The sequence below is a fragment of the Loigolactobacillus iwatensis genome (assembly GCF_003950295.1).
GTDB lineage: Bacteria > Bacillota > Bacilli > Lactobacillales > Lactobacillaceae > Loigolactobacillus > Loigolactobacillus iwatensis.
The window spans coordinates 47,745-60,112 of record NZ_RHNP01000013.1 but is presented as its reverse complement, the minus strand read 5'-3'; the positions used below and the strand labels follow the sequence as shown (position 1 = coordinate 60,112).

At 40.9% G+C, this 12,368-nt stretch carries 10 protein-coding genes; 6 read left to right on the top strand and 4 right to left on the bottom strand.

Going from position 1 to position 12,368, the window contains the following annotated elements:
- Positions 1 to 134: 134 nt before the first annotated feature.
- Entirely contained in the window at positions 135 to 680 is a 546-nt protein-coding gene (locus EKM98_RS05060) for a GNAT family N-acetyltransferase (protein ID WP_125980999.1), read from the bottom strand.
- A gap of 70 nt (positions 681 to 750) precedes the next feature.
- Here EKM98_RS05060 and EKM98_RS05055 point away from each other — a divergent pair, with 70 nt between their 5' ends.
- Positions 751 to 1,173: a hypothetical protein gene (locus EKM98_RS05055; RefSeq protein ID WP_082918467.1), complete on the top strand. Its 423-nt coding sequence runs from the start codon at positions 751 to 753 to the stop codon at positions 1,171 to 1,173.
- A gap of 1 nt (position 1,174) precedes the next feature.
- Here the strand turns inward: EKM98_RS05055 and EKM98_RS05050 are convergent, their stop codons facing one another.
- The 3 genes from EKM98_RS05050 to EKM98_RS05040 all read right to left on the bottom strand — a co-directional run bounded on the left by EKM98_RS05050 (position 1,175) and on the right by EKM98_RS05040 (position 5,810).
- Positions 1,175 to 1,984, bottom strand: a complete 810-nt coding sequence (locus EKM98_RS05050; protein WP_068222131.1) for a Cof-type HAD-IIB family hydrolase — start codon at positions 1,982 to 1,984, stop codon at positions 1,175 to 1,177.
- A gap of 203 nt (positions 1,985 to 2,187) precedes the next feature.
- A complete protein-coding gene (locus EKM98_RS05045) occupies positions 2,188 to 3,747 on the bottom strand; it encodes a helix-turn-helix domain-containing protein (RefSeq protein WP_164512660.1) in 1,560 nt (519 codons plus the stop codon).
- Between the two features lie 143 nt (positions 3,748 to 3,890).
- The gene (locus EKM98_RS05040; protein WP_100071592.1) at positions 3,891 to 5,810 is read right to left on the bottom strand and encodes a fructose-1,6-bisphosphatase; all 1,920 of its coding nucleotides are present in this window, start codon (positions 5,808 to 5,810) and stop codon (positions 3,891 to 3,893) included.
- Between the two features lie 1,031 nt (positions 5,811 to 6,841).
- Between EKM98_RS05040 and EKM98_RS05035 the strand changes: the two genes are divergently transcribed.
- The 5 genes from EKM98_RS05035 (at position 6,842) to EKM98_RS05015 (ending at position 12,356) form a co-directional block, all read left to right on the top strand.
- The gene (locus EKM98_RS05035; RefSeq protein WP_125980995.1) at positions 6,842 to 8,314 is read left to right on the top strand and encodes an anthranilate synthase component I family protein; all 1,473 of its coding nucleotides are present in this window, start codon (positions 6,842 to 6,844) and stop codon (positions 8,312 to 8,314) included.
- Complete coding sequence (locus EKM98_RS05030; protein WP_068222142.1) at positions 8,298 to 8,882, top strand: anthranilate synthase component II; 585 nt, start codon at positions 8,298 to 8,300, stop codon at positions 8,880 to 8,882. Before EKM98_RS05035 ends, EKM98_RS05030 begins: the two co-directional genes overlap by 17 nt.
- Positions 8,883 to 9,967: 1,085 nt before the next feature.
- Positions 9,968 to 10,987: an anthranilate phosphoribosyltransferase gene (trpD, locus tag EKM98_RS05025; protein WP_068222145.1), complete on the top strand. Its 1,020-nt coding sequence runs from the start codon at positions 9,968 to 9,970 to the stop codon at positions 10,985 to 10,987.
- Complete coding sequence (trpC, locus tag EKM98_RS05020; protein ID WP_068222148.1) at positions 10,984 to 11,772, top strand: indole-3-glycerol phosphate synthase TrpC; 789 nt, start codon at positions 10,984 to 10,986, stop codon at positions 11,770 to 11,772. The genes trpD and trpC overlap by 4 nt, the downstream gene beginning before the upstream one ends.
- Positions 11,769 to 12,356 (top strand): phosphoribosylanthranilate isomerase, encoded by a 588-nt coding sequence (locus EKM98_RS05015; protein WP_125980993.1) that lies wholly within the window; start codon positions 11,769 to 11,771, stop codon positions 12,354 to 12,356. The genes trpC and EKM98_RS05015 overlap by 4 nt, the downstream gene beginning before the upstream one ends.
- The last annotated feature ends 12 nt before the right edge of the window (positions 12,357 to 12,368 follow it).

Here is a 12,368-nt window from a genome sequence, read left to right as displayed (position 1 = left end):
GCACAAAATCTTATACACGGCGGATGTCCATTCTCCTAACGCGAAGTACGCGAACTCGAAACATGGCACCTCCTAAGTGCTCTAATGTCTATTTTGTGTGGGCACAAAATCCAATACACGGCTGTTTTTAATCTTTATTGTTTGTTAGCAAGGTATTGAACTAGTTCAATTTTTTGTTTTTCTAAACTATACGTGTTTTTGTGGAAAGAGGGATCCTGCTTAAGACCGACTTTTTCTAAAAGTTTACGGGAGGGTTGATTGGTGGCTGCAGTTACGGCCTTTAGCTGCTTCAAATTAAGCTCGTTGAAGCTAAAGCGAATCAATTCGGTTAAGATTTCAGTCATGATACCGTGCCGCTGCCAGCTAGGAAGAATTTCGTAGCCAATTTCAACTGAGTTTTGTTTAGTATTAAAATTCCAAAGCTGCACTAAACCTACAAATTCGTTTGTTTCCTTAGTCATAATTCCCCACATTAAAAAGTCCTGGCGACTAACGCCAGTCATCATTTTATAAATATAAACCATTGTTTGCTCAAGAGTTTGATCGGTGTTACGGCCAGAAGCCGCAGCAACGCTTGAATCATGGCGCAATGAAAAGATGTCCTTAGCGGCCACGGTGTTCAAAAAGCGTAATTGATAATTGGGTAGGTTCAAAGTTGAAAATGCTTGAAAAGATTTCATAATTAGCTCCCGGTGGGTTATTAACTTCATTTTAAATCTAGCGGATTAAAATTAAAAGGAAATGATAGGCGTGACTCCTGAAATAGCGAAACAACAAGTTCTAAATTTACTGCAACAGGTTATTCAAAAACAACAATTAGAACAAGTGGAACAATATCTTAGCAACGAACTGATTGTCGTTTTAAACGGGCAGAATATTAACTACACCCGTTATTTAGAACGACTACACCATTTGGCCGCCGCACCTAAGGCAACGATTAACGAACTTGTTGTCCATGATTGTATTTTTGCCGAAGACGAGCAGGCGGTCACCGTTCATTACATTGTAAAAATAACAACTAAATTAACGCAAGAAGATCAAATTGATGTCTTGAGTTTATGGCGTTTCAAGGACGAACAATTGATTTTCTGTAATGAAGTTGCTTGGCCGCTAACGCCAGTAGCCGAACGCTTTCAAGCCGATCAACAGTTTATTCGTGATTATATTATTTAGTTTATAGGGCTAGATAATTTCGTAAGTAGTTAGCAACGCCGTCTTCGTCATTTGTTTCCGCAATCACAGTATTGGCGGCGGCCTTCACCGCTGGTTGAGCGTTAGCCATAGCGACACCCCAGCCGGCAGATTCTAGCATATCTTGATCATTAAAATCATCACCAAACGCAATGACGTTGTTGGCCGTCATATTGAAATGATTAAGTAAGTAATGAATACCAGTAGACTTGCGAGTAGCCTTTTTTACGATTTCTAAGGCCGCATTATCACCATTCCAGGCACCCCAAGTTTGTGCAACAACCATTGGAAACTCTGATTGGATTGTTTGCTGAAGTGCGGGGAAGGTTAGTGCATTAGTAAAAAGAGTGACTGAAATTGGCTCTTGCTTTAAACTCGCCGAATTGAGCAGTACTTTTGGGTGTAGCATATTTGGCATAAACGGAATGTCCTGAAAAGGTCGATCAGTTAGAATAAACTGCTTTCCCTCAGCTACAATGGCCTTTAAGGCAAAGCGTTTCTTGAGCTCTAGTAAAGCGAGTACTAGTTTGGTTTGCAAAGTTGCTTGGTACTCTGCGGCCCAGTGGTGATGAGGAATGTGGATTAAACCACCGTTAAAATTAATCATCGGGGTTGTCAGGTCAAGTTCATCGTAAAAGTTTTCGCTGATATTGTCCGGGCGGCCAGTTGTAATCACAACTTTATGACCGGCATGACTAGCTGCCTTAAGTATCCGGGTTGTTTTTTGGCTAAGCTGTCCGTTATTATTAAGCGTTGTGCCGTCAAGGTCTAATGCAATAAGTTTGGCTGTCATTTGAATGCCTCCTGAGTAGTCTTCATTTTACCGAAAAACATTGAAAAAGTTAAGTAACTTGCAAAAGAAATGACCCAGGAAGCGTAGAAATTAGTTGTCTAATTCTTATGCTTCCTGGGTCACTTTTAGATTGTCGTGTGAAGTCAGTTATTATTAGAAAAAGTTTGGTAAAATGCAGAAATCTAGTTCTTCAAAAGTGATTTCTAATTTTCCGAAGAAGTATCATCTTGGCCAGCGGGTTTTGTTTTACTAGCTGAGGTGCTGTTCTTTAAATGTCCGCCTAAGATGTGCTTAGCGTAGTAGGTCTGCAATTGCTGGTACAAACCGCCTAAAATATCGCTAGTTTCAACATCAAAGAAGAAGTAGTTACCGCGCTGGGCGTGTTTTCGATAAAGTGATGCAGAAGTTGTTACAACCACATCATATTGTTCGGCGAATTTTGTGAAGTAAGGTGTTACTTTAAAGTAAGGAATACCGTTTAACAGGTCGCGATAGTCCTGGTACGTCAGATTACTTTCTTCCATGTAAAGGCCAATTTTCAGCTGGTAATTCTTATCGTAACTAACATAATTACGCATAATGAATTGGTAGAAAGCATTAATTAACTGATCTTTAACGGAAGAAAAAGCGCGAAAATTCTGCGGTAGATGATTAAAATAATAATCAATATCTAGGTACAATTTGTTTTTTCCGAAACGAAGAACTGAATCATTAATTGGCACATAAGTAAATGCAGGAAAAGGTCCCCGTAAAATGTATGAACCCAAAGTTGTATTTAATAAATTACCTAGAAGAAGTCGATCTTGAGTTAAGTCAACTTCGTCGTTAAAATCGTTATGTTGAATCACTTTAAGGCAGTCGGTAACTAGTGACCAAATAATATTTTCTGTACGCGAATAAAATCTCAAAGTTCGTTGTAAAAAGTTGCTGTTAGCATCACGGAAAATTGGCGGATAATTCAGTAAGAAGAAAGCAAAATTAAGTTCACCAGCCAGTCGATTTTCGGGAACATCTAGCATCGGAGCCAAGACATCGATATTATAATTAGGATTTTCGGCCGTTAGTGCTTGGTAGCGAGAATCATTATTAACGTAAAAGCCGTGGTGCTCACGAAGTAAAAAGATTGCGACAACAAAGTCAATATCCTCAGTGTCATGTAATTCTTCAAACACATCAATATTTTGAAAGATAAGGTTGTGGACTTGTTGAACTTCTTCGCGCAGCTCTGGTGGAAAAATGTTAATGGACTGTTCCCGTGCAGTAATACGCATAACTTGATAAAGCACCAACCGAGTATAGCGTTCGTCACCGACAATTGCTAAATTTTTATAGCGCATGTGTAGTTTAAAACGTTTTAGAAAATCATTGAATAACTTGAGTTTGCGAAAAACAGTTGATTTACTAACATCATTATCCTTACAAAAGATTTCAATGGTGGGGTTCTCCGTGGTCAGCATGTACCAAAGTAATTTGAATGGTAGGTTGGCCTGAATGATTTCAAAACGATAACGATCTAATGATACAAATAGTTTGCGTGTATCCACGCCACCATGTTCAGTCAAAAATGATTTTTGTTCTGGCAAATAGGCTTGTACTTGCTGATTGATGTCTTGCACCATGTTATAAGTCTTCTGATAAGACATCTCGGTACGTTCCGCCAATTCATTGACGGTATAGACTGCCGGCCGAATTTTATCTAATAATTCATAAAACTGATAGAATGAATAATCAGTCTTTGTCAGCATTAATTGTTCATAGTCCAAAACTAGACCTCCTGTTGTTGGAAACATGTTCATTTATTTTTAGTTTATCTTATAGTAATTGTGTAAACAATTAACGAAGACACCTAGAAAGAATACCATAAGTTCCAATAGATAAACAGAATAAACAAAATAATAATTAATTCTTATTTTGTGAGCATTAGTTCCTTTAACAGGCGAACTTGTTTAATGAGCTTTTTTCCAATATCGGTTTGGGCCACCATTTTACGGTGACTGACTTGATCTACAACTCGTTTAGTGGAAATAATATCGGTTAGATTTGCAATTGCATCTGCTCGTGAAGTGAATGGCTGGTGGGTCACCAATTGCATTCCGTAAGAATTATATAGCAGTGTGTAGCCACCAATGCCGGTTGTTTTGTGGTAAGGCTTAGAAAAGCCACCATCAATAACTAGCATTTTTCGATCCGCCATAATTGGACTCTGGCCCTTTTTGACAGGTGTGTGACCGTTAATAATGTGGCCAGTGTTTGGATCAAGTCCAAAGGCTTCTAATAGTTGGTCCACAAACCAAGTTTCGTGGCGTAATCGATAGTAAGCGTTCGGCGCTTCAAAGTGCGTTTCTTTGTCCGCAATAAAATAGCGCTCAAACGTGGTCATGTCATGTTTGCCAAATAGTGGTGATAAAGGTCCAGTCCATAAATACCAAAGGAGATCAGTTGCCTGGTCGTTTGTCGTATGTGGGTGCGCAAAGCTTTCGCGCAAATTTTTTTCGAAAACGGTTAGTAGTTCTGGACCTGCGTAATCTTTTCCGTTTAGGCGGAAAGTTTGAAACTTGCCTTTATCGTCCACGGGAATACAGCCGTGAAAAATCAAATTATCGTTGTAAGTGAGGTACATACTACCTTTTTTTACCAAGAATGCCATGTGCCGGCGTAATTTATCGGACTGCATGAACGCAGTTGTAAGCTGATCAATTAAATCTTGTTCTTCTGGGGTTAATTGATAGGGTGCTTTAGGATCAATGGTTTGAAAACAGGTATTCTCTAACTGGTAAGTTTTGCCTTTTAGCTCAATTGTTTGCTTGGCGTAGTCGATTTTATCTAACATCGCGCGGTGGGCCATGTTGAATTCAGGTCGCCGGGCAATGGCCGGGCCTTCTAGCTTAAATTGAATTACGGCAATTGCTTGGTGAATTTGTGTTATCTGCAATTTTTCGGCGGCCGATAATGGGCGCTCATTGTGCATTAGCTTTGGTTGAAATGCTGGATTATCTTGGTAATGTTTTTCGGCAAACAACGCTAAGTGGCGTAAATTGATGCCGTAAGCGTCCTCGATAATACTTAAATTATTGTAACGTGCACAGATTCGCAGTAAATTTGCTAAACAAAGCTGCGAGCCAGAGACGGCACCCAGCCAAAGAATATCATGATTACCCCACTGAATATCTAAGGAATGATGCTGCATTAGTCGTTCCATGATCTTGTCCGGGTAAGGCCCACGATCATAAATGTCACCAACAATGTGTAAATGATCAACGACCAATTGTTGAATGCTATGGCAAGTTGCGATAATAAAGGCGTCGGCCTGACCTAAAGTAATGATATTTTCGGTGATTTTGCTATAGTACTGTAATTTATCAACGCTATCTAAATCGGCGTAGAGTAGCTCCTCAGTGATGTAAACAAACTCTGGTTTTAATGCCTTTCGAACTTTAGAGCGGGTGTACTTTGTTGAGACAAAGTGGAGTAATGAGATTAGACGTGTAAAGGTGTCTAGGTACCACTGGCAAAGCTCTTCGTTACTAGCGTAGCGCTTTTTAATGGCCGTTAACCGTTCTTTCGGGTAATAGATCAAAAATGAAAAGTTGCTAATTTTATTTTTTGTCATTTTTCCAGCAAAAAGGGCCGCAACTTTTTGTTTGACGTTACCAGAGCCACTGCGTAAAACGTGTTGAAATGCATCGTATTCACCGTGGATATCACTTATAAAGGCCTCAGTACTTTTTGGTAAATTCAAAATTGCCTCGAGGTTAATGAGCTCGGTGGCAAGTGCAGTCTTAGTTGGGTACTTAGCTTTTAGTAAAGCAAGATCAGTTTCATTCATAAAGTGAAAACTCCTTAAATTTTTAAATTCATATTTATAAGGCCATTATAGCGCTTTCTTTTTAGGATACCAATTATACGATGATATCCACTCAACGGCTGTTGGTCTTGATAATGGGGTATATACCAATAATAAATGCTGAATTTGTTTTATAAAAAATAGTTGACAAAGAGTTAGTAGTCTTCTATGCTTTGAAACAATAAATAGCATCAAAAACCGATGAGGTGGAGATCAAGATTGTTGTGCACGCAAAGAGAGTTGCCGGTGCTGAGAATGGCAGTCGAACGCAGACAATTAAATGGACCACCGAGGGCAAACTCGAAAAGAGTGAAATGAAAGACGGTTAGCTTCTGAGGATTAGCCTAATAAGGCGGCTTGGTCATGTAATGACCGAGACGACTTATGTAGCTAACCGCAGGAAGCTGTCTTGCATTTCACGTTTCCACAATCCAGGTTAAGACAGTTTCACCGGAATGGAAACGTGAGAAAAAAGTTAACTTCTTCCAGCTAGCTACGAATCATAACAAATTTTCTGCGAAAATTAGTTACAATTCTAGGCTAGCTTCCAGAAGTTGAGCAGCTTTTTTCTCACTCTTACTACAGTTTGACGTCAGGCACGCGTCAGTTGCCGGAGGGATGTTTGTCCCTTGCTAAGCGTAGTGACGAGATTAGTTAGTTTATCTTTTTTTGGAATAGACTAATTTCGTGACTGAATTAAGGTGGCACCGCGGAAAAATCCGTCCTTAACAAGAAATTGTTATGGGCGGATTTTTTTCGCGGTGTTTTTTTTAATTAAGTTTTCAAGAGATTCAGCTTAAACGTGTTTGAAAAGGCAGATTCCTGCGGTTAGCTACGATCACCAAATCATCCGCTACGCGAATAATTCGGCAATCTAGGCTAATCCTCAGAATCTAACCGCCTTTTCAAACACTATCTAACTAAGGAGTGAAAACTATGCAGCAATTACCTGGAAAACGATGGCGTTTACAATTGATGGCAACTTAGAAAAATCAATTGTGAGGCGATTAAAAATGAAAAAAGAAGATTTAGCAATTTATGCTGATTATCCAGCAGTTCCAGTAACGATGCAGTTTAAAGTATTGCAGTTTAACCCACTTAATTTGGTCAGCCACTTGCGCCAACAGGGACATACTAGTTATTTACTAACGGGTGCACCAAAGCCGAAGTTAGATGGTTATACCTTTATTGGCTATCAACCTAAAATGAAAATCCATTACCGCAACGGGCAATTAACGGTAATCAAAAATGGAAAGACAACAACTAAAAAGACAGCAATTAAACCTTACCTAGAAGAATTATTGAACAGGTTTAGAACGCCTAAATTACCAGATTCACCACCTTTTCAAGGGGGACTGGTAGGTTACTTTGCCTACGATTATGCTCAGTACGCTAACCCAACGTTATCGTCCAGTGTCAGTGATCCTTATCAATTGGATGATGTTGATCTGTTATTGGCCGATCAAGTTATTGCTTATAATCAACGGACTAAAATTGTGACGTTAAGCCAGATTGTACCAACAAATGAATTAAATAATCGATTTGAACAGGTACAGGTGCAACTTGGTAAATTAAAACGAACTATTCTACAGTTACAACAGAGTTTTGTCCCGGTAACTTTACAACTAAAGTCAGCCTTACAACTGCAGTTTAATTTGCCAACCTTTACGAATTTAGTTGAACAAACCAAACAACATATTGTCGCGGGAGATATTTTTCAGTTAATTCTATCTAATCCACAGCACGCGGATATGGCCGGTAGTTTATTTGCCGCAGCACCAACCTTATTTCACCAAAGCCCATCGCCGTATCAATTTTATTTTCAGGATGGTGATTTTGAAGCATTAGGGGCCTCACCAGAAACTTTAATTAGTCGACAGGGAACACAATTAGTGACCTATCCGTTGGCTGGCACTCGGCGTCGCGGTAAAACGGAGGCCGAAGATCAGCGTCTGGCCGCGGAGCTGCAACATAATGAAAAGGAATTATCTGAGCACAATATGTTAATCGATTTAGGCCGAAACGATTTAGGCCGGGTTAGTCGTTTTGGTAGTGTTAAGGTTACTAGCTGTCGCCAATTATTACGGTTTAGCCAAGTGATGCACCTTGGTTCAACAATTGAAAGCGAGGTCAGATCAGATCAATCTAGCATTGATATTCTCGATGCCTTGATGCCAGCAGGGACCTTATCCGGAGCGCCTAAAGTTCGTGCCATGCAGTTGATCAATGAACTGGAACAAAATAAGCGTGGCTTGTACGGTGGTTGTCTTGGTTATTTGGATTTTGATGGTGACTTGGACTTATGTATTGGCATTCGTTTGGCTTATCGAAAAGGAACTAATCTAGTTGTCCATTCCGGCGCCGGTATTGTGGCTGATAGCATTGCCAAATACGAATATCAAGAATTTAACAATAAGGCACGGTCAGTTGTGACGGCTTTGCAACAAGTCGCAAAACAGGAGGTGCATTATGCTGTTAATAATTGATAATTACGATAGTTTTACTTATAACTTGTACCAACTTGTTGGTCAAATGACCCAAGAAGAAGTTCGTGTGGTAAAAAATGATCAACTGACGACAACACAGATTGCGGACCTGAACCCAAGCGGTATTATTCTTTCTCCAGGGCCTGGCCGACCAGAGGATGCTGGAGTGACCTTGGCAGTTGTTGAAAAGTTTGCTGGTAAAATACCATTATTTGGTGTTTGCCTCGGACACCAAGCCATTTGTGTCGCGTATGGTGGGCAGGTTGTCGCCGCGGCACAATTGATGCACGGTAAGCCATCAGAAATTATGGTACAACAAGCAAGTACGTTGTTTAATGCTTGTCCTACTAAATTTCAGGCTGCGCGCTATCATTCGTTAATTGCGGCGCAGGCAAATTTTCCAACCAACTTACAGATTACGGCAAAAACGGCCAAGGGTGAGATTATGGCCTTAGCCGATGAAGAACACCAAGTTTATGGTGTTCAGTTCCATCCCGAATCAATCATGACTGATGAAACGGTGGGTCGCCAAATTGTAAGAAACTTTTTAGCCGTTTGTGAAAGTTGAAAGATTAATATTAAATTAGTTTTTAAAAATATGTTGACAAATTGCACAGTTAGTTTTAATGTTAGTGTCAATCAAATATCGTTCAAAAACCGATGAGGTGGAGATCAAGATTGTTGTGCACGTAAAGAGAGTTGCCGGTGCTGAGAATGGCAGTCGAACGCAGACAATTAAATGGACCACCGAGGGCAAACTCGAAAAGAGTGGACCAAAAGACGGTTAGATTACGGAGAATAGCCTAGTTTGCCGAATTATTCGCGAAGCGGATGATTTGGTGAACGTCGCTATTCGGAGTAATCTGTCTTTTGGGCCACGTTTCCACCATCCAGGTAGAGGCAGTTTCACCGGAATGGAAAAGAGTGAAATGAAAGATGGTTAGCTTCTGAGGATTAGCCTAATAAGGCGGCTTGGTCATGTAATGACCGAGACGACTTATGTAGCTAACCGCAGGAAGCTGTCTTGCATTTCACGTTTCCATAATCCAGGTAGAAGCAGTTTCACCGGAATGGAAACGTGAGAAAAAAGCTAGCTTCCAGAAGTTGAGCAGCTTTTTTCTCACTCTTACTACAGTTTGACGTCAGGCACGCGTCAGTTGCCGGAGGGATGTTTGTCCCTTGCTAAGCGTAGTGACGAGATTAGTTAGTTTATCTTTTTTTGGAATAGACTAATTTCGTGACTGAATTAAGGTGGCACCGCGGAAAAATCCGTCCTTAACAAGAGATTGTTATGGGCGGATTTTTTTCGCGGTGTTTTTTTAATGAATTATTAGTTTGAAACTAGTTTAATGATTTTTTTAAGAGATTCGACGTAAACGTGTTTGAAAAAGCAGCTTCCTGCGGTTAGCTACAACAGCCAAATCACCTTTTTCAAAGGTAATTCGTCTGTTTAGGCTGCGATTCGGACTTCGGTTCACCTTAGTCCGATCGACATCGTTAGTAATCCTCAGAATCTAACCGCCTTTTCAAACACTATCTAACTAAGGAGTGAAAACCATGCAACAATTACCCGGAAAACGGTGGCAACGCATTATTGAATCGACTAATGAACAAGACATGACAATGACGTAAAACAAAATTGGAGGAATTAACATGATTAAAGAAGCGATTAAAACAGTAACTGACCAACAGGATTTGACCTTTGAACAGGCAGAACAAGTGATTGATGAAATTATGAGTGGTAAAGCGGTGGATAGCCAAATTGCTAGTCTCTTAACGGCTTTGGCAATGAAACACGAAACGATCGCGGAGATTGCTGGCTCGGCCAGTGCAATGCGTGCCCATGCGTTACAATTTGATGCTCAAGAACCTGTTTTAGAAATTGTCGGAACTGGCGGTGATCATTCTAATTCTTTCAATATTTCAACAACTTCTGCTTTAGTGATTGCGGCTGCTGGAACTCCGGTTGCTAAACACGGTAACCGGGCAGCTTCAAGTCGTAGCGGTGCCGCTGATGTCCTAGAAGCACTGGGTGTTAAAATCGACGTTACCCCAGAAGCGAGTGAAGCCATTTTACACAAAATTGGAATTTGTTTCTTGTTTGCTCAGGAATATCATCAGGCGATGAAATACGTTGCACCAGTACGTAAGAGTTTGGGCATTCATACTTTATTCAACATCCTTGGGCCGCTAGCAAATCCAGCAGGGGCAACAATGCAGCTTTTAGGTGTTTATGATCAATCACTCTTAGAACCAATGGCTCACGTATTACAACAGCTTGGGGTTAAGAACGCAATGGTTGTTCACGGTGCCGATGGATTGGATGAGGTTTCGTTAACTGGGCCAACACAGGTTTGTGAATTGCAACAAGGAGAATTTAGTTCTTACGCTATTACTCCTGAACAATTTGGTTTGAAACGTTGTCAACCGGCCGATTTAGTTGGGGGTACGCCAGCCGATAATGCCCAAATCACGCGGGATATTTTAGCCGGTAAAAAAGGACCACAACGGGATGTTGTTTTAATGAACGCTGGCTGTGCATTGCACATTGCGCATCCTGAGTTAACGCTTCAACAGGCCATTGATTTAGCGGCCAAAACCATTGATTCCGGTAAGGCTGCAGCTAAACTTGCTGCCTTTATTCAACTTAGCCAGGAAGCGGTGGCCGCATGATTTTAGATGATTTAGTTAAAGTCACTAAGGTGCGAGTTACAAGGGATAAACAACATTTACCATTGGCGAAATTACAACAACAGGTTGCAAAAATACCTAAAACAACTAACTTCCCTTTTGAGAAAATGTTGCACCAACCTGGTTTACATTTTATTTGCGAAATCAAAAAGGCTTCCCCTTCAAAGGGCGAAATTGCTGCCGATTTTCCTTATCTGCAAATTGCTCAAGACTATGTAGCCGCCGGAGTTGAAGCAATTTCAGTTTTAACTGAGCCCACTTATTTTAAAGGTCAGTTGAAGTATTTAAAGGAAGTTGCCGCTCAGGTGCCAGTGCCAGTTTTGCGCAAAGATTTTACGATTGATTCTTACATGATCTATCAAGCAAAGGCTAATGGTGCTCAAGTCATCTTGTTGATTTGTGCGATTTTAAGCCCAGAGCAGTTAAAAAACTATTTAGAATTGGCAACGAGTTTAGGGCTTTCAGCGATTGTTGAGGCTCATGATGAACAAGAAGTACAACAAGCCCTAACAGCCGGTGCACGGATCATCGGCGTAAATAATCGTAATTTAAAGGACTTTACGGTAGATTTACAAACGAGTTTACGTTTACGGCGTTTAGTGCCAAGTCAAATTGCCTTTATTTCGGAAAGCGGCGTTAAGACTGCCGCCGATGTTGACCGCCTGCGCCAAGACGGTATTAACGGCGTTTTAATTGGTGAGACCATGATGCGGGCAACGAATAAGGTACAAATGTTGGCCCAATTAAAAGGCCAGGTGCTGGCATGACCAAGGTTAAGTTATGTGGATTATTTCGACCGCAGGATATTAGTGCGGCAAACGCGGTCCAACCAGATTATGCCGGGTTCGTCTTTGCTAAAAGTCACCGGCAAATTAATTTAGCGACTGCGCTGAAGTTCCGGCAACAATTAGCGGCACAGATTAAAAGTGTTGGGGTGTTTGTTAACGCGCCAATTGCAACTATGTTGGCGGCCTACCAAAGTGGAGCAATTACAATTATCCAATTGCACGGGCAAGAAGATGAGACGACCGTTCAAACTTTGCAGCAAGCTGGCGCAAAGGTGATTCAGGTTGTTAATCTACAACAACAAACCTATCAATCAACTAGGGCCGATGCTGTAATGTTTGATGGTGGTAAAGGTGCTGGCAAAACGTTTGCCTGGCAGAAAATACCGGCAAACGTTAAGCAACCAATCTTTTTAGCTGGCGGCATTACACTGGCCAATGTGAAACAAGCAATCACGACAGTTGCGCCAGCTGTGATTGATGTCTCTAGTGGGATTGAAACAGCAAACGTTAAAGATCCGGTTAAAATGCGGCAAATGGTTCAATTAGTCCACGGAAACCATTAATAAAGGGGAACG